The organism is Bradyrhizobium sp. MOS001 (genome assembly GCF_004634465.1).
GTDB classification, from domain to species: Bacteria; Pseudomonadota; Alphaproteobacteria; order Rhizobiales; family Xanthobacteraceae; genus Bradyrhizobium; species Bradyrhizobium barranii.
The window spans coordinates 44385-65279 of the sequence record NZ_SPVJ01000036.1; the positions used below are offsets into that span (position 1 = coordinate 44385).

General features: G+C 67.6%; 16 protein-coding genes. All 16 read left to right on the forward strand.

The window, feature by feature from the left end; translation table 11 throughout:
* The first annotated feature begins 20 nt into the window (after positions 1 to 20).
* From CT676_RS31530 to CT676_RS31605, 16 genes are read left to right on the forward strand one after another with little or no spacing between them, the layout of a single operon-like run.
* The gene (locus tag CT676_RS31530; protein WP_135216064.1) at positions 21 to 551 is read left to right on the forward strand and encodes a hypothetical protein; all 531 of its coding nucleotides are present in this window, start codon (positions 21 to 23) and stop codon (positions 549 to 551) included.
* On the forward strand, positions 548 to 1897 hold the full coding sequence (locus CT676_RS31535; protein ID WP_135216065.1) for a DUF4255 domain-containing protein: 1350 nt from the start codon (positions 548 to 550) through the stop codon (positions 1895 to 1897). The genes CT676_RS31530 and CT676_RS31535 overlap by 4 nt, the downstream gene beginning before the upstream one ends.
* Positions 1894 to 3867: an ATP-binding protein gene (locus CT676_RS31540; RefSeq protein WP_135216066.1), complete on the forward strand. Its 1974-nt coding sequence runs from the start codon at positions 1894 to 1896 to the stop codon at positions 3865 to 3867. The genes CT676_RS31535 and CT676_RS31540 overlap by 4 nt, the downstream gene beginning before the upstream one ends.
* Positions 3864 to 4091, forward strand: coding sequence for a hypothetical protein (locus CT676_RS31545; RefSeq protein WP_135216067.1), 228 nt, complete (start codon positions 3864 to 3866; stop codon positions 4089 to 4091). Before CT676_RS31540 ends, CT676_RS31545 begins: the two co-directional genes overlap by 4 nt.
* Complete coding sequence (locus tag CT676_RS31550; protein ID WP_135216068.1) at positions 4088 to 6433, forward strand: DUF4157 domain-containing protein; 2346 nt, start codon at positions 4088 to 4090, stop codon at positions 6431 to 6433. Before CT676_RS31545 ends, CT676_RS31550 begins: the two co-directional genes overlap by 4 nt.
* 3 nt (positions 6434 to 6436) lie before the next feature.
* Positions 6437 to 6985, forward strand: coding sequence for a hypothetical protein (locus CT676_RS31555; RefSeq protein WP_063981955.1), 549 nt, complete (start codon positions 6437 to 6439; stop codon positions 6983 to 6985).
* A complete protein-coding gene (locus CT676_RS31560) occupies positions 6982 to 7647 on the forward strand; it encodes a hypothetical protein (protein ID WP_063981954.1) in 666 nt (221 codons plus the stop codon). Before CT676_RS31555 ends, CT676_RS31560 begins: the two co-directional genes overlap by 4 nt.
* An 11-nt stretch (positions 7648 to 7658) precedes the next feature.
* Entirely contained in the window at positions 7659 to 8009 is a 351-nt protein-coding gene (locus CT676_RS31565) for a hypothetical protein (RefSeq protein WP_063986204.1), read from the forward strand.
* 14 nt (positions 8010 to 8023) lie between these two features.
* On the forward strand, positions 8024 to 9154 hold the full coding sequence (locus CT676_RS31570; protein WP_063981953.1) for a hypothetical protein: 1131 nt from the start codon (positions 8024 to 8026) through the stop codon (positions 9152 to 9154).
* Complete coding sequence (locus tag CT676_RS31575; RefSeq protein WP_063981952.1) at positions 9151 to 9663, forward strand: phage baseplate assembly protein V; 513 nt, start codon at positions 9151 to 9153, stop codon at positions 9661 to 9663. Before CT676_RS31570 ends, CT676_RS31575 begins: the two co-directional genes overlap by 4 nt.
* A gap of 9 nt (positions 9664 to 9672) precedes the next feature.
* Complete coding sequence (locus CT676_RS31580; RefSeq protein ID WP_135216069.1) at positions 9673 to 9987, forward strand: hypothetical protein; 315 nt, start codon at positions 9673 to 9675, stop codon at positions 9985 to 9987.
* Between the two features lie 12 nt (positions 9988 to 9999).
* Positions 10000 to 10371, forward strand: coding sequence for a GPW/gp25 family protein (locus tag CT676_RS31585; protein ID WP_135216070.1), 372 nt, complete (start codon positions 10000 to 10002; stop codon positions 10369 to 10371).
* Positions 10368 to 12914, forward strand: a complete 2547-nt coding sequence (locus tag CT676_RS31590; RefSeq protein ID WP_135216071.1) for a putative baseplate assembly protein — start codon at positions 10368 to 10370, stop codon at positions 12912 to 12914. The genes CT676_RS31585 and CT676_RS31590 overlap by 4 nt, the downstream gene beginning before the upstream one ends.
* Positions 12911 to 15550 carry a putative baseplate assembly protein gene (locus tag CT676_RS31595; protein WP_135216072.1) on the forward strand — a complete coding sequence of 880 codons (2640 nt, stop codon included), beginning with the start codon at positions 12911 to 12913 and terminating at the stop codon, positions 15548 to 15550. The genes CT676_RS31590 and CT676_RS31595 overlap by 4 nt, the downstream gene beginning before the upstream one ends.
* Positions 15547 to 17676, forward strand: a complete 2130-nt coding sequence (locus tag CT676_RS31600; protein ID WP_135216073.1) for a hypothetical protein — start codon at positions 15547 to 15549, stop codon at positions 17674 to 17676. The genes CT676_RS31595 and CT676_RS31600 overlap by 4 nt, the downstream gene beginning before the upstream one ends.
* A 21-nt stretch (positions 17677 to 17697) precedes the next feature.
* Positions 17698 to 20880, forward strand: coding sequence for a DUF6519 domain-containing protein (locus CT676_RS31605; RefSeq protein ID WP_135216074.1), 3183 nt, complete (start codon positions 17698 to 17700; stop codon positions 20878 to 20880).
* Positions 20881 to 20895 lie beyond the last annotated feature (15 nt).

A 20895-nucleotide genomic window follows, 5' to 3' on the forward strand; every position in this document is an offset into this window, starting at 1 on the left:
CCCGGAATGACGATGCTCCGATGCACGAGACAAGACTGGATGAAAGACAGACACCGGCATCCTCGCCGGCGGCATTGCCGAACATCACCGGCGCAGACGATCCTGCCACTGGCGTGCAGGCGCCGCAGCGCAGACAAATGGAGCCGGACAACGAAGGCGCACCGTTGCGTCTCGAGGCCAAGGTCGCAGCTGCCGCGCCGCCGCTTCAATCGACCGACGCGCCGTCGAGATCGCCTGTCGATGACCCTCTGCCTGCCGACCCGCGCGATCCGCCGCGCGGCACACAGCCGCGTGACACGGTCTTGCGCGACACGCCCCGCCCCCGAAACGAAGCTGCAACACCGCCGGCGCTTCCGCTCGGCCAGACCGTGCTCGCCGGCCAGGCGCAGCGCCGGCGCGAGACACCGCCGGTGATCAAGGTGACGATCGACCGCATCGACATCCGCTCGCCGGAGCCCCCACGCACGGCACGCGCCGTTAAGCCCGCATCAAAGCCGTCGGTGTCGCTATCCGACTATCTGCGCCGCCCTGGACCCGGAGGCCGCGCATGAGTTCGCCGCTCGCGATCGGCGCGGTCAGCGCAGTGCTGCGCAACCTGCTCGACAACGGGTTGATCGAGGCCGGGCCCGCGGTCGGCGGCACCGTCAATGTCAGTGCGGTTGCGCCCGACACGATCGACCTCGCCAGCCCTGAAGAGCAGCCGCGGCTCAATCTGTTCCTGCATCAGGTGACGCCGAACCCGGGCTGGCGCAACCGCTCCCTGCCGTCGCGGTCCTCGACCAGCGGCGAGCGACTGACCAACGCACCGCTCGCACTCGACCTGCACTATCTGCTGACGGCCTACGCGCGGGTCGACTGCCAGGCCGAAATCCTGCTCGGCTATGGGATGCATCTGTTGCACGAGCGCCCGGTGCTCGATCGCGCCGCGGTGCAGCGCGCGCTCAATCCCAATCCGCTCGACGTCGCGATGCTGCCGCCAGCGTTCCAGGCGCTCGCTGCCGCCGACCTTGCCGATCAGGCCGAGTTGATCAAGATCACGCCGGCTGTGATGGGGCCGGAGGAGATGTCACGACTATGGGCGGCCATCCAGTCGCATTACCGGCCGACGGCCGCCTATGTGGTGTCGGTGGTGCTGATCGAAGCCACGAAGCCCGCAGTCTCGCCGCTGCCGGTGCTGTCGCGCGGGATCATCGATCCCGCGACCAAGCGCGACCGCGGCGTCGTCGTCAATCCCGACACGTTGCCTCCGCTGCCGACGCTGTTTGCGGCGACGCCGCAGAACAAGCAGGCCGGCGCACGGCTTGGCGAGCCCGTGGTGCTCTCCGGCATTCGCCTCAGCGGCAGCAATTTTCACGTGCGGCTGGCGCACCCGCTATTTCCGGCGCCTTTTGAACTGGTGCCGGGCGCACCCAACGACGACGGCACCGAGCTCACCGTGACGCTGCCGAACGATGCTGCCGCGCAGGCAGCGCTCGCGCCGGGGCAATGGAGCCTCACGCTGCGCCTGCTGCCGGCCGGCGAAGCCAATGAGCGCGAGACCAACGCGGTGGCCCTGGTCATCGCCCCAGCACTGGTCATTGCAGCCGATGCCGGACTTTCGCTGCCCGCAGCGACCGTGCTGCGCAAGACTGCGCCGCTGCGCGTCACGGCCACCCTATTCTCGCGGCCGCAGGTGCAGCCGCGGCAGCGCGCGAGCCTCGTCCTCGGCACGGCGGAAGCCACCGCCAAACCGCGCAGCGCGGCCACCGATCCGCTGGTGTTCGACTTCCCCGCGACGCTTCCCGCCGGGGCCTATCCGGCGCGGTTGCGCATCGACGGCGTCGACAGCCTCCTGCTCGATCTCAGCGGCGATGCGCCCGCTTTCGATGCCTCGCAAACCCTGAGCGTGCCGCCATGAACATGCACGACAGACCGCAAGCGCAGCCCGTGCTCGATTGGGCCAGCCGCAACCAGCATTGGCTGGCGGCGCAGTTCGCTGCGCTGCGCGGGCGACTCGCACGGCAGTTGCGCGATACATCGGCCAACGCCGAGCCGCCTCCGCCGGAATGCGCCGATGATTTCGAGCCCGCGCTCGAGGCGCTGACCAAGCTGTTCGGCCTGTCGGCGTTCGAGCGCGACGTCGTGCTGCTCGCGGCCGGCGTCGAGCTCGACAGTGCGCTGCGTCGCCTCGTCGGCGTGGCGATGGCGCAAGCGCCCGAAGCCATCGCGAGCACGCAGCCGACGTTCAATTTCGCCATGCAGATGCTGAGCGAACCACATTGGGATGCGCTCTCGCCGCTCCGGCCGTTGCGGCGCTGGCGCCTGATCGCATGCGAGGGCCGCGAGGCGCCGCCGCGCCGCCCGATCCAGATCGACGAGCGCGTGCTGCACTACCTGACCGGCGTCCCCGCGATGGATGCCCGCCTGATCGGGCTCGTTCGCTGCGAGCCGGTCGGATCCATCGAGCCCGATACACCACAGGCGAACACGATCGCGCACGCGCTCGGCACGGGCGCGGCCGCCCTGGCCACCCTGGGTCACGCTCGCGGCGAGATCGAGCCGCAGCGCGACCTCGCGCGCGCCGCGCTCGCCTGCCTCGGTGCGAACGGCCTGTGGTTGCACGCCCGCGACCTGCCGCACGATCCGCGCGAGCTCGCCGAGATCGCCCGTCTGCTCGACCGCGAGGCCGCGCTCTCGGATGCCATCATCGCGCTCGAGCTCGACCGCCCGATCGAGGCGGCGGATGCCGAGGCGCATGCGATGACGCTGCTCGCCCATCTGATGGGACCCGCGATCGTGCTCAACGCGCCGGAGCCGGCCCGCTTGTCGCGACTGCGGCAGCGCCGCATGCTGCGGCTCCAGGTCGCCGATGCCCCGGCCGCCGCGCGGCAGGTCGCAGCCTTGCGCGGGCTTACGCGCGAGCAGGCCGCCGCGCTCGCAGCCGCGCTGCGCCCGGCGCTGCGGCAGTTCGACGTCCCCGCCGCCGACCTGCGCCTCGTGGTCACCGAAGCCCTCGCCGAGACCCAGGCCGATCCCGCTCTGCTCGGGCCGGCGGTATGGCGGCTCTGCCGCGCCGCGGTGCGCGGCGGGCTTGACACGCTGGCGCAGCGGATCGACAGCCGCGTTGGCTTCGACGACCTGGTCGCGCCCCCGGTGGTAACCGCGCAGCTCCGCGCCATCGCGAATGAATTGCAGCACCGGCCGCGCGTCCATGGCGACTGGGGCTTTGCCGCGCATAACGGCCGCGGGCTCGGAACCGCCGCGCTGTTCGTCGGCGAATCCGGCACCGGCAAGACCTACGCGGCCGAAGCGATCGCGAGCGCGGCCGCACTTGATCTCTACCGCATCGATCTTGCCAGCGTGGTCAGCAAATATATCGGCGAGACCGAGAAGAATCTGAGCCGGCTGTTCGAGGCCGCGGAGACCAGCGGCGCCATCCTGCTGTTCGACGAGGCCGATGCGCTGTTCGGCAAGCGCAGCGAGGTGCGCGACAGCCATGACCGCTTCGCTAATATCGAGATCGCCTACCTCTTGCAGCGGATCGAGACCTATCGCGGGCTCGTGATCCTCACCACCAACATGAAGAGCGCGCTCGACCGCGCCTTCCTGCGCCGCATCCGCTACGTGGTCCAGTTCCCCTACCCTGACGCTGCCGCGCGCGAAACATTGTGGCGCATGCAGTTCCCCTCCGATGCACCGCTCGGCAAGGTGGATTTCGCAGGCCTCGCCAGACTGCAACTGACCGGCGGCAACATCCGCGCCATCGCGCTTAACGCCGCCTTCCTGGCCGCCGCCGGCGGCGGACGGATCGAGCAGGACGCGATCAATGCCGCGGTGCGTGCCGAGTTCTCCAAGCTCGAGCGGCCTTGGCCGGGAGTCGGGCCATGAAACACGCCGCTATCGATATCCGGATTGGACGTCTCGTCGTCGATGCGTCGCGACACTCCGAAGCTGCGGGACTTGCCGACGCAATCGGACAGGCCTTGCAACAGCGGCTCACGGGGTCCGAGGCGAGCGCCGTCCATGCCGAGGCGCCGCGCGCCGTCGCCGATCGGATCGCGGCACGATTGACCACGACATCCGGCGCCGGCGCTCCGCGAGGCAAGCTATGACCGTGCATGCCGCACCAAAGGCAGTGCCGAAGCAATCCTCGCCGGCCCATGCGCCTTCGCTCGAGCTTCGTCCGGCCCGCGACCGCTTCGAGAGCGAAGCCGAGCACGCGGCCGAGAACGCCCTGCGGCCATCGCAGCCGGCTGGCCCGGCCCCGGTGCTGTCGCCGCTTCCACGCTCTGCTGGCACGACGGGACAGGCCGCGCCGGGCGCGGTATCCGCGGTGGTCGGATCGGCAGGCTCGCCACTCGGCGCTCCGACACGCGAGACGATGGAACGCCAATTCCGGTCCGACTTCAGCCATGTGCGGATCCACACCGACGCGCAGGCCGCAGCCTCGGCCCGTGCGATCCGCGCAACCGCCTACACCGCGGGCGCCCACATCGTGTTCGGCGACGGCGCATACAATCCGCAAAGCCCACGTGGCCGGCACATTCTGGCGCACGAGCTCGCCCATGTCGTGCAGCAGCGCGGCGCGACCGTGCCGCCAGCGGCGGTGCAGCGGCTCGCCTGGTACGAATCGATCGCCGTGTTCTTCGGCGCCGAGGGCAATTTCGGCGACAAGGAGCTGCTCGCCTATCTCGAAAAGATCACCAAGTCCGCGGCGATCGAAGGCAGCTTCGACAGCGACAACAAGGCGCGTGCGATCGTCCGTCGGTGGAAAGCCGGCCAGGCCGAGTTCAAGCTCGATCCAGCCCAAAAGGCGCTGTTGATCCTGGAGATGCAGGACGGCCCCACACTTGATGACGACGAGAACGCGATCCTCGACCTGCTCGAGCTGAGCGATATCGCCGCACTGAGGATCATGTTCGGTTCAGGCAAACTCAGCGTCACCGAGCTCGAATCCGACATCGACGGCGCCGAGTACAAGAGGTTGAAGCGCTTCTTCGCAACCCGCTTTCGCGGCGGACGCGACGCGCTCGCCAAGGGCGACGTCGAGCCGCTGGGCGAACCGGGCAAGGGCGCGCCGACCTTCGCCTACGATGCCATGGCCATCAAGATCCGGATTGCGACGGCAGCGGGCCACGACGAGGTCGCCACCATCGCCGCGGAGGTGTTCGCGCTCGCGCCGGCCGAGCGGGCGAAGGCCACGGAGGAACTCGGCCGCGAGCGCGCCGACATCGCCCGCCGGTTCGACCTCCTCAGCGACCAGGCCGAGGACGAAAGCGATCCGGCGAAGAAAGCAACGCTCAAACAGCAGGCTGACGCGACGGAAAGGATCCTCGACAAATACGACGTCATGCTTCAGGGCGTGTTCCGCGACGTCACGCTGATCACCAGCGCCGGCGATCTGTCGACGACGGTCGAACCCGATGCCGCGAAGAAGGCAGACATCGCGGTGGCGCTGAGGCCCGACCCCAGCAGCCCGCTGCCATTCGACAACTCCCCGGCGGGCAAGAAGAAGTACGACGACGCCTTGCGCCTGCTGATGCCCGGCATGATCCAGGACTACTGGGATGAAATGGTCAAGGACAAGGGGACCGCGGAGCACGGCGATCCGAACAAGGTGCACCAGCTTGCGGAGTTCGAGCGGATCGGCAAGGCCAGCAAGGACGAAACCGACAAGGTGTTCGGCGAGTACTACGACCGGTCGAAGCATCCCGAGCTGAAAGCCGATACGCTCGGCGCGCGCGGCAACATCCACGACCTGTTCGCCGAGACCGAGGCCGAGCTCGCGGGCATGGACAGCACCGAGAAGCGCGACAAGGCGAAGGCGCTGATGCGGTATTTCTTTCAGGCCAACGACCGCGTGCGCGCCATCAATCGCAAGCTCAATGCCTCACCGCATTTCGATGCCAGCAACAATCCCGTGGGCGACGAGGCGATCATCCTCGACCAGATCGCCGACGACTTCACCAGCACGGCCGCGCAGGTCGACAAGCTGAACGAAATCGACCGCGGCTGGGATGCCTCCGCCAATCTCGGCGACATCAACATCCAGATCTTCAAGAAGGCCGACTCGGACAAAGATCGCGATTTCCTGTGGGACATGTTCCAGACGCTGATCCACGAATATATCCACACGCTGCGGACCACGGAATACGACAATTTCGCCAATACTTTCGGCGACGGCTCCAACGAAAACAATACGCTGATCGAAGGCGTCGATTCGCTCTTCGACGAGATCGCCTGGGAGAATGTCGCACCGCGGGTCAACGATCCCAAGCTGCGCGAGGCGGTTGAGGGCCCCGCATATGCAAAGCTCAAACCGATCACCGTGCAGCCGGCATCACGCCGACGCTATTCCTCATATGCGGAGGCGGTGAAGCTCGTCAACGTCGTCGGCATCCGCAACCTCTACGCCGCCTATTTCCAGGGCGACGTCAAGAAGATCGGAGGCTGAGCGATGCAAGCCGCGCGCCCGTCGGATCTCGCTCTGTCACCGCTGCGGCTGCTCGCCGGCCGCGACCTGCGTTCGTTCGCAGGCCTCGCGCACCCGACCTCCCTCGACGACGTCGCAGCCGTGTTCGATCTCGACCGCTCCTGGCATGGACAGGGCGCGCTCGGCAGCGCCAGGCACCGGACCGACTGGTTCAACGCCGCGGCCGCAGGCTTCGCGCGAGGCGCGCGGGTATGGGCAAACGACGGCACGGTGGTGCTGATCGATGCGACCGACGTCGTCCTCGTCGAGCCGCTGCCGTCGTTGCTCGACGCACTCGGCGAGCCGGAGACAAGGCTCAATTCGTTCCAGGGGACGTTCGAGGTCGAAGCCAATGAATACGTGTACGCGCAGCGGGGCCTGACGCTCTACGTCAACCGCGCCGTCGATACGACGCTCCGGATTGCCGCGTTCGCACCGGGCAGTCTTGAACGCTATCAGCGCGACTTGCGGCTCGACCTTCAGATGAAACGGCTGCCACCGTCGCGCGGCCCATCGGGGGATCGCCTGCCATGACCGGCCTCACCTCGTCCCCAAAACTGATCAAGGGCGGCCTCGTGGTGCTGGCGCCGGGCGGCGGCACGGTGCGACGGCAGATCGCGCTCCAGTACAATCCGGACACGCTGAGCCGCAGCTACCAGGTGCAGGGCACCGGCGGCGACGGCTCGGCCGGCGGGCGGGCGCAACCGTTCCGGCTGAAAGGGCCCGCGATCGAGACCATCAAGCTCGACGCCGAGATCGACGCCACCGACCAGCTCGCCGATCCCGACGCGCACGCCAATGCGGTCGCCTTCGGCATCGCGCCGCAGCTCGCGGTGCTCGAGGCGCTCGTCAATCCGAGCGTCGACGATCTGCTCGGCATCGCAAGCCAGGCCGATGGCGGCACGCTCGAGATCCTGCCGCCGGAGGCGCCGCTCACTCTGTTCGTCTGGAGCAAGAACCGGGTCGCGCCGGTGCGCGTCGCCGAGTTCTCCATCGTCGAGGAAGCGTTCGATCCCGCGCTCAATCCGATCCGCGCAAAGGTCTCGCTCGGGCTGCATGTGATGAGCACCGACGATCTCGGCTTCTCGCATCGTGGCGGCACCATCTTCCTCAATTACCTGCGCAATCGCGAGACGCTTGCCGGCCTGACCGGGAGCGCCTCACTGGCCTCGCTTGGTCTTTCCAGCCTGCCCTGACGGAGCACATGATGTCCTCGGATCCCGTCCAGATGCTGATCGATGCCGGCGCGTTTCCGGACAATAGTTTTCCGCCGAACAGCCGCTATCACGGCACCGCGATCGGACGGCTCAAGCGCAGCGCCGACGATCCCGGTGTCGCCTATGTGCTGCGCCGCTTCATCCCCCAGGGGCGCGACATCGGCATCGCCGGCGAACACATCGTCAATGCCGGCGCCCGGCCCGACACGCTCGCCTCCGCAACGCTTGGCGACCCCGAACTGTATTGGCGGATCGCCGACGCCAATGTCGTGACCGATCCGCTCGAACTCACCGACACGCCCGGTGAGCGCGTGCAGATCCCGCGCCCGAACGGGCTTTAGGGAGACGATTCCCGATGATGCAGGGTGGCGTCCAGCTCTCGCTCCAGATCGGCCCGGCGCCGGTGCCGGCGCCGCGCGAGGTGCTGGAGACGCTGACCCATGCCAAGATCGAGATCGGATCGGGCGATGCGCAGAGCGGATTCGAGCTGACTTTCGACCTGCCGGTGCGCTCGCCGCTGCGCACCATCTTCCTGCTTGCCGGCGGCGGCGCGCTGCCGCCGCTGCTGCGCGTGGTGCTGATCGTCACCATCAACGGCATGGCCGAGTCCGTCATCGACGGCATGGTCACCAATGTCGAGACACAGCCGGGCAGCGGCGGCGTCGGCAAGCTGGTGATCAAGGGCAAGGACATGTCGGCGCTGATGGACATCATCGAGCTGCCGGGCCTGCCCTTCCCGGCGATGCCGCCCTCGGTGCGCGTGCTGGCCATCCTTGCCAAATACGCAGCACTCGGCGTGATCCCGATGGTGATCCCGAGCGTGCTCGATATCCCGCCGATCCCGGTCCAGCAGATCCCGCAGCAGAAGGGCAGCGACTACGCCTACGTCAAGAAGCTCGCGGGTGAAGCCGGCTACGTCTTCTATCTCGAAGCCGGTCCCGCGCCCGGTGCCTCCAAGGCCTATTGGGGACCGGAAATCCGCTTTGGCGCGCCGCAGCCGGCACTCACCACCAACATGGACGCGCTCACCAATGTCGAGGAAATCTCGTTCAACTTCGACAAGGAACGCAAGGTCATGCCGATCGTGTTCTTCCAGGAGGCCAACAGCAAGGCGCCGATCCCGGTGCCGATCCCCGACATCACGCCGATGAGCCCGCCGCTCGGCGTGGTGCCGCCGCTGCCGCCGAAGATCGAGAAGCTCTCCAACACCGCGCATCTGTCCGCGCCGCAGGCGCTGATGGCGGGGCTCGCTTACGCCAGCCAGCACAGCGACAGCGTGTTCGGGAGCGGCAAGCTCGACGTCGCCAGATATGGCCGCGTTCTGAAGTCGCGGCAACTGGTTGGCGTGCGCGGCGCAGGCCTCCCGTTCGACGGGCTCTATTACGTCAAGAACGTCACCCACGAGATCGAGCGCGGCTCCTACAAGCAATCATTCTCGCTCGCACGCAACGCGCTGATCTCGACCGTTCCGCAGGTGCCGACATGAGCGATGCGCCACTTTTCGGAAAGTATCGCGCGGTGGTGATCAACAATATCGATCCGCTTCAGATCGGCCGGATCCAGGTGATGGTGCCCGACGTCGGCGCCGTGATACCGACGAGCTGGGCGATGCCTTGCGTGCCGACCGCAGGCATCAATGCCGGTTTCTTCACGGTGCCGATCATCGGCGCCGGGGTCTGGATCGAGTTCGAGCGCGGCGACCCCGACTATCCGATCTGGGTCGGGTGCTACTGGGGCAGTGCCGCGGAGGTGCCGGTACTGGCGCACGCAGTGCCACCCGGCGTCCCCGGCATCACCCTGCAAACCCCCTTGAAGAACGGTCTCACCATCAGCGACGTGCCGGGCCCGACCGGCGGCATCCTGATGCAGACCACGACGGGCGCGATGATCTCGGTCAGCGACGTCGGCATCACCATTTCCAACGGCAAAGGCGCGGTCATCACCATGACCGGACCGACCGTCGACGTGAATCTCGGCGCGCTCACCGTGATCTAGGAGACGCACATGCCCGCTCCCGTCTTGCATCTCGGCGCCACGGTATTGTGCAGCCATGCCGGACAGGCGACGCCGATCGCGCCGTTCCCGCGCGTGATGCTGTCGGGCCAGCCCGCGGTCAATCTCACCAGCCCCTATGCGATCGCGGCCTGCTCGCTCACCGGCTCGGCGCCGCCTTGCGTCACGGCGCAGATGGTAGTGGGCGCCGCACGGGTGATGATCGGCGGCGCACCGGCCGCGACCATGATGGGGCAATCCGTCTGCACGCCGACGGGCACCCCGATGCTGCCCGTCGTGGCGCAGACGCGCGTGCTGGCAACCTGAGGGGAGGACGGCGTGAGCAGCGAACTCGATTTCCCCTATCATTTCGACGACCAGGGCCGCACGGCCACGACCGGCCGTCCCGATCACATCCGCGACCTGATCGAGCAGGTGCTGTTCACGATGCAGGGCGAGCGGGTGATGCGGCCGGATTTCGGCGCGGGACTCCTGGCGCTGGTGTTCGAGCCCAATTCGGTGACGCTCGCCGCGACCACGCAGATGCTGGCCCAGGCCGCGCTGCATCAGCACCTGTCGCATCTGATCGCCGTCACCTCGGTCCAGGTGATCAATGACGATGCGGTGCTGCGGGTCGAGATCCGCTACGTGGTGCTGGCCGACCGCACCAGCCACGTCGCAAGCTTTGCGGTTCCGGGAGGCGCGGCATGAAGCAACGTTGCTGCGACCCGCGCCGGCTCGAGGTGCTCGAGGCCAAGGGCAGCGCCAACGCCATCGCATTCATCGAGGTGCTCGACCTCGCTTCTCCGCCCGGCGCGCCACGGCAACAGACCCTGCTGGTGCGGCTGCTGCATTCCGGCTTCACGCTCTCGCCGGACAATCTGCGCATCACCGGCGGCGAGCGGATCGCGACCGTCGGCGTGGTCTGGTGCGCGCCGGCCGACGCGCTGCCGGCCGAGGCCGAGCCCGGCCTGGTCGACACCGTCGACGATCTCGCCCGCACGCTGGTCGTCCGGACCGACAGCAGCGGGGATTATTCGATCTACAATTTCGGCATCTTCGCCAATTCCGGCTCGGCCCTGCCGCCGGCCGGGTTCGATCCGAAGCTGTCGGCGATCGACTTCACCTTCAAGGTCGAATGCCCCTCGGATTATGACTGCGCAGGCACCGCGCCGTGCCCGCCCGTGCCGCGCTTGAGGCCGGAGATCGACTATCTCGCGCGCGACTATCAGGGTTTTCGCCGGCTAATGCTTGACAGGCTGAGCCTGCTGGTGCCCGGCTGGCAGGAGCGTTCGGCGGCGGATCTCGGCGTGACCCTGGTCGAGCTGCTCGCCTATGCCGCCGACAACCTCGCCTATCGCCAAGATGCGGTCGCCAACGAAGCCTATCTCGCCACCGCGCGGCAGCGCATCTCGGTCCGGCGGCATGCGAGGCTGGTCGACTATCATTTGCACGAGGGCTGCAACGCCCGCGCCTTCGTGCATTTCGACGTCAATGGGCAGAAGATCGCGCTGCCCAAGGGGACGCAGTTGCTCACCCGCGTGCCGGGCCTCGGCGCGGTGCTGACGCCGGGCTCGCGCGAATTGAACGACGCGATCGACGGTGGCGCCGAGGTGTTCGAAACGGTCGCGCCAGCCGAGTTGGACCAGCAACAGAACAACCTCACGTTCTATGCCTGGGGCAACAACGGATGCTGCCTGCCCCGCGGCACCACGCGTGCGACGTTGCGCGGCCACATTGATACGCTCGCCATCGGCGATATCCTGATCTTCGAGGAGGTGATCAGCCCAACGACGTTGTCTGCCGCAGATGCCGATCCCGGCCATCGCTGGGCGGTGCGGCTGACCGAGAGGACGCTTACGAGCGATCCGTCGGGCGGGCTGTTCGACGAGCCTCCGGTCGACGGCCTGGTCGACGTCACCGAGATCGCCTGGAGCGAGGCCGACGCGCTGCCCTTCCCGCTTTGCCTGACGGTGGAGGACCGCCCCGAGCTCGCGATCAGTGTTGCGCGCGGCAATATCGTGCTCGTCGATCACGGCCGCACGCTGCCGCCCGAACAGCTCGGCGTGATGCCGCGCGCCAGCTTGAAGCAGGCTTCGCGCGCGCCGGGCAATTGCTGCACCTCGTCCCCGGACGTCATGCTGCCGCCGCGCTTCCGCCCGGTGCTGGCAAACAGCCCGTTGACGCAATCCTTCGATCTCGGCGCGCTGCTCGCCGTTCCCGTCAGCAACGACAAGCCGTGGTGGGCGGCCAGCGCATTTTCGCTCTTGTCGCCGCGCGACGCCACGCCTGCCATCGTCGATCTCACGGGACAAGTCGCCGGCATCACCGAGCACTGGCTGCCGCGGCGCGATCTGATCGACAGCGCCGGCAATGCGCCGCATGTCGTGGTCGAGATCGACAACCACGGCCACGCCCTGCTGCGGTTCGGTGACGGCCTGCTCGGCAAGCGCCCGGCCGAAGACACCGCATTCACGGCGACCTACCGGATCGGCAACGGCACATCCGGAAATGTCGGCGCCGAAGCCATCGCCCACATCGTCAGCACCACGGACGGCGTGTTCGCGGCTGTACGCAATCCGCTTCCCGCATCCGGCGGCGTCGAGCCCGAGGACATCGAAGCCGCCCGCCGAGATGCCCCACAGGCGTTCCGTACCCAGGAGCGCGCGGTGACGGCGGCCGATTACGCCGCCGCCAGTGAACGACGCGCCGACGTGCAGCGCGCGGCCGCAACGTTCCGCTGGACCGGAAGCTGGCACACCGTGTTCGTGACGCCCGACCGCTTCGGCGGCGGCGTAGTCGACGCGCCCTTCGCTACGCAACTGCGCAACCATCTCGAGCGGTTCAGGATGGCCGGCTACGACCTCGACGTACGACCGCCGCGCTATGTGCCGCTCGACGTCACACTGCATGTCTGCGTCAAGCCGGACTATTTCCGCGCCGATGTCGCGCAGGCCGTGCGGACGGTGCTGTCGAGCGCGGTGCTGCCCGATGGCACGCTCGGCCTGTTCCATCCCGACAATTTCACCTTCGGCGATCCCGTCTATCTCAGCCGCATCATCGCGGCCGCACAAGCGGTCGAGGGTGTCGAGGCGGTGCAGGCGGAAAAATTCCAGCGGCTGATCTCGCCGATCGCGACCTCGCTGGATGACGAGGTGATCCCGATCGGAAGCCTCGAGATCGCGCAGCTCGCCAATAATCCGAGCTTCCGCGAGCGCGGCCGGCTCATCATTGAGGCGGGAGGCGGCAAATGACGCTACCGGTTCCAACCGTCAAGCCTCATGCCCTGCCTGCCGGCAGCGAGAGCTGCGGCTGCTGCGCCGGCATTGAAGCCGAGACGCCGCAAGGCATCTCGAACCGCTACGGCCTCTCCGCCATCGCCTACCGCGTCGGCGACCACGCCCAGTTCCGCGACAGCCTGCACGCCGCGCTGTCCTCTGCCGCGTTCGCGCCGCTCGGCAAGCTGCAAAGCCGCGCCGATGACGATTTCACCATCGGCCTGATCGATGCATTCGCCTGCGCTGCCGACGTGCTCACCTTCTACCAAGAGCGCATCGCCAACGAATCCTATCTTCGCACCGCGCTGGAGCGCGTGTCGCTCCAGGAGATGGGCCGGCTGATCGGCTACCGCCTGCGGCCCGGCGTCGCCGCCGAGACATGGCTTGCCTTCACGTTGGAAACGCCGCCCGCGCCGCCGCTAAAACTGTCGCCCGAGCCGGGCAGCTTCGTCACCGGCGTGCCCGCTCAAGTGTCGATCGAGATCGGCACGAAAGTGCAGAGCGTACCGGGGCCGGACGAGAAGCCGCAGACCTTCGAAACGGTCGAGCGACTGGACGCCGCACGGCCGGCCTGGAATGCGATCCGGCCGTGGCTGGCGGAGACACGCCGGCCGGACAAAGGCGACACGGTCATGTACCTCGCCGGCCAGCGCAACAATCTGAAGCCGGGTGATGCCCTGCTGATCGTCGGCGATGCTTTCAATCCCGGTACGAACGACAGCAACTGCGATTTCCGCTTCATCGACAGTGTCGAACTGCAATCGGATTTCGATCGCACCAAGATCACCTGGCAAGCCGGCCTCTCCGGGGTCACGGCCGCGCAAAATTCGAAGGTCTATGCGCTGCGCAAGCGGGCAGCACCCTTCGGCCACAACGCGCCGATGTGGAAGTCGATGTCGACGGACTTTCGCAACAACTATCCGAGCGGGAGTGACGCGCCGGAGTGGCCCGACTACACGATCTCGCCGATGGGCTCGGCCCAGGGCGGCGGTTTCATTGATCTCGACACGGTCTATTCCGAGGTCCGCGCCGGCGGTTACGTCGTGCTTTCGATGGCAGCCAAGGGCTTCATCCAGGTCATCATCAAGGCCTTCGGCAAGTCGGATGTCATCCTCGATCTTGGCCCGCATCTCGACGTCTACCAGGTCGCCGATGCGAACGAGACGTCGCGCGCGGAGTTCGCGCTGGCCGGCAAGGTCACGCGGCTGCAATTGCGTGGCTCCCATTACGACCGCTATCAGGACCAAGTTCGTCGCATCACGGCCTTCGTGCAGTCCGAGCAGCTCGCGCTTGCGCCCTACGCCGTCGATGATGCCGCGACCGGCAGCAGCATCCCTGCAGCCGTCAGTGCCGATGGCCTCGTCGCAGGGCGACGGCTGATCGTACGCGGCAATCGCGTCTCCGACGGCCAGGCTGTTGTCGTGCAGGCCAACCTCGTGACCGCCCAGGCTGTCGATGCCGGCCGCTGCATGCTTCAGATCGATCCGCCGCTCGCCGGCAGCCTCGACCGCGGCAGCATCGTGGTTCATGGCAATGTGGTGCCGGCTTCGCATGGCGAGACGGTGACTCAAATCCTCGGCTCGGGCGATGCAGCCCAGCCGTTCCAGCAATTCGAGCTGAAGCAGGTTCCCCTGACCTATCGCGCCGCCGCCAATGAGAGCGGTGCCGCGAGCGAATTGACGTTGCGCGTCGGTGAGATCGCATGGCACGAGCGCGCGACGCTGTACGGCGCGGCTGCCACCGATCGCGTCTTCGCGCTTGATATCGACGAGCAAGGGCGCAATCTCGTGAAGTTCGGCGATGGCGTCAGCGGCGCGCGGCTGCCGAGCGGGCTCAACAACATCCGCGCCACCTACCGCAAGGGCATCGGTGTCGCCGGCAATGTTCGCGCCGAGACGCTGAGCCAACTGCTGTCGCGCCCGCTCGGCCTCAAGGGCGTGAGCAACCCGTTTGCGGCCGAAGGCGGCAACGATCCGGAGCCGGCGGACGCGGCGCGACGCAGCATGCCGCTCGGCGCCCGCACGCTCGGCCGCGTCGTGTCCGTCCTTGACTATGAGGATTTTGCCCGCGCCTTCACCGGCATCGCCAAGGCGCAGGCGCAGGTGTTGCAACTGCCGCGCGGAAAGACCATCGCCATCACGATCGCGGGGCCACCCGGCGCTCCCGTCAATTCGACAAGCCCGGTATGGACCAATTTGCGCGCTGCGCTGAAGGCGGGCGGCGATCCGCATGTCGCCGTCATGCTGCTGCCCTACCAGGCCAGCACCTTCCGGATCGGATTGAAGGTCAAACGCGATCCCGATTTCGACGCCAAGGCCGTACTCACCGCCGTTGAGGCGGCGCTGCGCGCGCACTTCACCTTCGACGCGCGTGAGCTCGGCCAGCCGGTGCAGCAATCCGACGTGATCGCGGCGGCACAATCGGTGCCCGGCGTCATTGCTGTCGACCTCGTCCAGCTCTATGGCGGCACGGCGCCCTTCGCGCAGACCATTCCCTCGCGCCAGGTCCGCCTGCTCGCCTCGCGGATGCACGTCGACCAGGGCGTGGCGAGACCGAGCGAACTCCTGACATTGAACCCGGCGCCATTCGACCTCCTGGAGGAGATGGCATGAACAGCCTCACCCCAGAACGGCTCTACAGCCTGCTGCCGACGCTGCACCGGTTGCGCGACGCCGCGCTTGCGGGCGATCCCGCAAAGGCCGGTCCGCTCCAGGCTCTATTGGCGGCATTTGCGCGCGAGTTCGCCACGCTGGAAGAGTCCGTCGACCAGCTCTACGACGACCAGTTCATCGAAACCTGCGCCGAGTGGGTGACGCCCTGTATCGGCGACCTCATCGGCTACCGGCCGCTGCGCGGGCTCGGCACCGAGCTGACCTCGCCGCGTGCCGAAGTCGCCGACACCATCGCCTTTCGCCGCCGCAAGGGCACCGCGCTGATGCTGGAGGAGCTCGCGCAGGACGTCACCGGCTGGCCGGCACATGCGGTCGAATTTTTCGAGCAGCTCGCCACCACGCAATACATGAAGCACATCCGCCTGCATGCGCCCGCGACCTGCAATCTGCGCGACACGGCGGCACTGTTCCGGCGCGACGGCGCCTTCAACAGCATCGCGCACACCGCCGAGATGCGGCGGCCGGAAACGGGCGCCGGCCGCTACAACATCCCCAACATCGGCATCGTCCTGTGGCGGCTGTTGTCGCTGTCGCTCACGGCGGTGCCGCTGACGCCTGATGCCGGCGACGCGACCGGCCGGAAATTCCGTCTCAACCCGCTCGGCGCGGACATGCGGCTGTTTCGATTCGCTCAGGCCGAGTCCGACGTCTCCCATCTCGCCGAGCCGATCAATGCGCCGGAGCCGCTGTCGGTGCGGCTGATGGCAATGGCGGTGCGCGCCGCACAGGCAACCGCACAGCCGGACGCACGGCGCGAGGACGATTATGGCGCCGGCGAGAGCCTGGTGTTTTTCACGCCGGGCACCCCGCCGATGCCGGTGCCGACGGCCAAGGTGCGGGTCTGCGATCTCCGCGACATTCTCGATGGCGGCGGCAATGTGATCGGCTGGGCCCATGAGGCGCAGGTGACGGCCGGCACGATCGGCTTCGATCCCGAACGCGGCCGCGTGCTCCTCGGCGATCCCGCCGACGGACCGCTGCTTGCGACATTCCACTACGGCACTGCGCGGCAGATCGGCGGCGGCGAATATCCGCGCGTGCCCGGGTCGGGCGATATCGGCAACGAGCAGACCGTCGGTGCTGGAGGCGCGTGGCAGGCCAAGCTCAACCTGATCAGGACCGGTGGCCGCCTCATCATCGGCGACAGCCTGACCTACAAGGAGACGCCGACCTTTGTGGTCGACGACGTGATCGGCGATGCCACGCCGCACCATGTCGTGGTCGCCGCGCATGACCAGACCCGCCCGCTGCTGGCGGCGGGCGGCGAGATCACGCTCGACATCGGCGCGCGCGGTCGCCTCACGCTCGACGGGCTCGTGATATCGGGCGGCGCGTTGCGGCTGGCGGCCTTTGCCGATGTCGAGCCGCGGGAGCTGCTGCTGCGCGATTGCACGCTGGTGCCCGGACTTACCCTGAATGGGGACGGCCGTCCGACCTCGCCGGGCGAGCCGAGCCTGATCATCGAGCATCCCTTCGCCAAAGTGACATTGGAGCGTTGCATCGTCGGCCCGATCCGCGCCGTCACTGATGCCGAGGTGACGCTGACCGACTGCATCATCGATGCCGGCGCGCCGGCGAACGTCGCCTTTGCCGCCGATGCCGCGGGCAGCCCCGGCGCCGAACTGACGGTCGCCCAATGCACCGTCATCGGCAAGGTTCACACGAAACTGTTGAAGCTCGCCTCCAACACCATCTTCTTCGCAGAGCTTGGTCCAAAGCCCGCGGAAAAGTGGATCGCGCCGCTGCTGGTCCAGCGCCGCCAGGAAGGTTGCGTCCGCTTCTGTTACGTGCCCGCGGGTTCGATCACGCCGCGGCGCTTCCATTGCGTGCCGAATGACACGGCGGCCACGGCGCTGCCGCTGTTCACCTCGCTGCGCTATGGCGATCCCGGTTACGGGCAGCTGCGCCGCGCCACCAGTCCTGCGATCCGCGCCGGCGGCGACAATGACAGCGAGATCGGCGTTCTCAACGCATTATTCCAGCCGCAGCGCGAGGCCAATCTCAGGCTGCGGCTCGATGAATATCTACGTTTCGGGCTGCACGCGGGCCTGTTCTTCGCGAGTTGACCGAGTGCATCGGAGGCTATCATGGGTGCCGACTTCTCACGCGTTCGTCTCGACCCGCTGCTCGACTTCGCCGGCGTGGAGCTGAAACAGGGCGCGGTGCTGCTGGACGGCGACGCCAACGAGCTGATGGCGATCCTAGATCGCAGGCTGCGTGCACTCGCCAGCGACATTCTCGACCGCGATACGGTGTCCTCGACGACCCCGGATGCATTCAAGCTCGGCGTTGCCGGCAATACGCTCGAGATCGGCAAGGGGCGGCTCTATGTCGACGGTCTGCTCGCGGAGAACCACGGCCTTGCCGATCCCGACAAGCGCCTGTTCGACGAACTCATGGCCGAGACTGTTTTCACCGACAAGCTGACCTATGAGACCCAGCCCTATCTGCCGGATGCGGTGCGGCCGCCGCTGCCGACGGCCGGTCGCCATCTCGTCTATCTCGACGTCTGGGAGCGCGAGCTGACCTGGCTCGAGCGGCCGGAACTGGTCGAGATCGCCGTCGGCGTCGAGACCAGCTCGCGGCTCCAGACGGCGTGGCAGGTGCGTGTGCTCGACACCGATGCCGGCGCCAACACCAGCTGCGCGACGCCCGACGACGACATGCCGGGTTGGAGCACAGTGATCGCGCCATCGACCGGCGTGCTCACGACAGGCACGTTCGACGCAGCTCCGGTGACCGACCCCTGCGAGCTGCCGCCGACCGGCGGCTTCCGCGGCCTCGAGAACCAGCTCTACCGGGTCGAGATCCACGACCCCGGCCAGCCCGGCGGCACGGCGACCTTCAAATGGTCGCGCGAAAATGCCAGCGTCGGCTCGCGCGTCGCCAGCATGATCTCGGCGACCGAACTCGAGCTCGACAGCCTCGGGCGCGACGACGTGCTGCGTTTCAACACCGGCGACTGGGTCGAGATCATCGACGACGCCAGGGAGCTCTCGCAGAAGGCCGGCGAGATGCGCCGCATCACCGTCACCGAGGCGACCCGCCGCATCAGCTTCACACCGGCACTGCCGGCCCTGATGCTGCCGCCGGGATTCCCCAACAGCGATTGGCCGAAGCAGACCAATTTGCGGGTGCGCCGCTGGGATCAGAAGGGAAAGGTGTTCCGGACCGATGCCAGCGGCACGCCGGTGCAGATCGGCGATCTCGATGCCGCCGGATCGACCGGCGTGATCAAGGTGCCCGCCGCGGGCACGACAGTCCTGCTCGAGGACGGCGTCACCGTGAGCTTCGATTCGACCGGGGCTGCGGGCTGTCGTGCCGGCGACTGGTGGGCCTTCGCCGCGCGCACGGCGGATGCCAGCGTCGAGTTGCTCGACCGCGCTCCGCCGCGCGGCATCCATCACCATTATGCACGGCTCGGCATCTGGGACGTCGACGCCAAGAGCGTCACCGACTGCCGCCACCCGTGGCCGCCGAAAGGCGAAGGCCACGACTGTGCCTGCACGGCCTGCGTCACCGTCGAGCAGCACGAGAGCGGCAGCTTCACCATTCAGGACGCCGTCAACAAGGTGCGCGAGACCGGCGGCACCATCTGCCTCGGCCCCGGCCGCTACGTGCTCAAAGAGGCCGTGGCGATCAACCAGGCGAAATCGGTCCGCATCGCCGGCAAGGGCCCGGCGACGCTGCTGGTGGCGCCGACCGGCGCCTTCGCCATCCAGGACTCTTTTGCGATCGCAATCGAGGACCTCGCGATCCTTTCGCTCGCACGCGATCCCACCATCGACGTCTCGACCTGCATCGGCCTCGGCCTGACCCGTCTCGCCATCGCGGCACTCGGCACCGAGAATGCACAGCTCCCCGCGGTGGTGCTGCGCGGTGTGGTTGGCGGTGCGAAGCTCGCCGAGAACGCGATCTTCGCGCCGGTTGGGATTGCGGGCGGCGCGCTCAAAGGCGTGGAGAACGGTGCAGGCTTCCTGCTGACGGCCGCGGTGACCATCGAGGAGAACGTCCTCTTGTGCCAGCGCGGCGCGATCGCCTTCGCCGACGAGGTGCTGCATCTGCTCGCCACGCGGATCGCGCACAACGAGATCATCGGCTGCACCGACACTGCTATCGCCGCGCAGGGCCTTGCGCTTCCCGGCGCCGCGCTGGCGATCGACGGCAACAGTTGTAACGTCACGGCCAACGGCATCGCCTGCGCCGCGGCGGGGCTGTGGATCGAGCGCAACCAGCTGCGCAACTGGTCGCCCGGCGATCACGTCGGCATCGGGCTGATCCCCGGGCTCGACCGCCGCAGCACCGCCACCGCGCATATCCTCGCCAACCAGATCCACGGCTTCGGCACGGCCGGGATCAAGGTGATTGCCGGAGCACAGGACCTGATCATCAAGCTCAACGCGATCGACGCCTGCGGCGCCGGGATCATGCTCGGCGGCGCGACCGACGCCGCAGCCGTCTCGATCGAGAACAACCGCATCCGCAACATCGAACCGGTCTCCGAGAGCGAGAACGGCACCGTGGTCGGCATCGAGGTGATACGCGCCGACAGCGCGACGATTGCGGGCAATCTGGTTCGCGCGATCGGCCTGACGGCGGTCAAGTCGGCACTGCGCGCCGGCGTCGTCACCTTCGGCGTCAACCGCCCGCGCGTGAGCGGCAACGAGATCGTCGAGGTCGCGCCCGCCAAGGGGTTTGTCGGCACCAGCGCCGGCATCATGCTGCGCGCGCCGCAGACCCAGATCGAGGTCAATCACAACAGCGTGCAGCGCGACCTCACGCCGGGCGTGGACAATTCGGACGGCAACTGGTTCGCGCTCACCACGGCGGAGGTCAATCCGAAGGTGCCGTTCGGACAGGCCGGCGACAAGGTCGCGATCCGGCTCGGCGACGGGCGGATCCTCGCGCTTGGCGCCGACTATGCGTTCGTCAGGGCAAGCCTTGCCGCCAACGACACCGAGGGCGCGCGCGCCGGCATCATCGGCAACATGCTGTCCGCGCGCGGGCCAGCCCCCGCCGTTCTGATCGTGGCCGGCCAGGAATGCCTGTTCAACGACAACCGGGTGGAATCCGGCAGCAGAAGCGTCGCCGTTTCGCTGGAGAGCGCGGTCGCCATCATCAGCACGAACCGGGTGCGCGGCGGCGAAAACTCGATCCGCCTCACCGGCGCGCGGGCAGTGACCGTGATCGGCAACATCACGACCAGCAACATCATCATCCCCGGCGGCATTGCAAACACGCCGTGGGCGCCACTCAACGTGATCGGCTAATCCGCGGAGATTTCG

Coding starts and splice junctions, on each gene's coding strand:
- CT676_RS31580 (WP_135216069.1), top strand. CDS start 9,673: ATGCCCGCTCCCGTCTTGCATCTCGGCGCCACGGTATTGTGCAGCCAT.
- CT676_RS31535 (WP_135216065.1), top strand. CDS start 548: ATGAGTTCGCCGCTCGCGATCGGCGCGGTCAGCGCAGTGCTGCGCAAC.
- CT676_RS31555 (WP_063981955.1), top strand. CDS start 6,437: ATGCAAGCCGCGCGCCCGTCGGATCTCGCTCTGTCACCGCTGCGGCTG.
- CT676_RS31545 (WP_135216067.1), top strand. CDS start 3,864: ATGAAACACGCCGCTATCGATATCCGGATTGGACGTCTCGTCGTCGAT.
- CT676_RS31570 (WP_063981953.1), top strand. CDS start 8,024: ATGATGCAGGGTGGCGTCCAGCTCTCGCTCCAGATCGGCCCGGCGCCG.
- CT676_RS31595 (WP_135216072.1), top strand. CDS start 12,911: ATGACGCTACCGGTTCCAACCGTCAAGCCTCATGCCCTGCCTGCCGGC.
- CT676_RS31560 (WP_063981954.1), top strand. CDS start 6,982: ATGACCGGCCTCACCTCGTCCCCAAAACTGATCAAGGGCGGCCTCGTG.
- CT676_RS31530 (WP_135216064.1), top strand. CDS start 21: ATGCACGAGACAAGACTGGATGAAAGACAGACACCGGCATCCTCGCCG.
- CT676_RS31565 (WP_063986204.1), top strand. CDS start 7,659: ATGTCCTCGGATCCCGTCCAGATGCTGATCGATGCCGGCGCGTTTCCG.
- CT676_RS31575 (WP_063981952.1), top strand. CDS start 9,151: ATGAGCGATGCGCCACTTTTCGGAAAGTATCGCGCGGTGGTGATCAAC.
- CT676_RS31600 (WP_135216073.1), top strand. CDS start 15,547: ATGAACAGCCTCACCCCAGAACGGCTCTACAGCCTGCTGCCGACGCTG.
- CT676_RS31590 (WP_135216071.1), top strand. CDS start 10,368: ATGAAGCAACGTTGCTGCGACCCGCGCCGGCTCGAGGTGCTCGAGGCC.
- CT676_RS31605 (WP_135216074.1), top strand. CDS start 17,698: ATGGGTGCCGACTTCTCACGCGTTCGTCTCGACCCGCTGCTCGACTTC.
- CT676_RS31540 (WP_135216066.1), top strand. CDS start 1,894: ATGAACATGCACGACAGACCGCAAGCGCAGCCCGTGCTCGATTGGGCC.
- CT676_RS31550 (WP_135216068.1), top strand. CDS start 4,088: ATGACCGTGCATGCCGCACCAAAGGCAGTGCCGAAGCAATCCTCGCCG.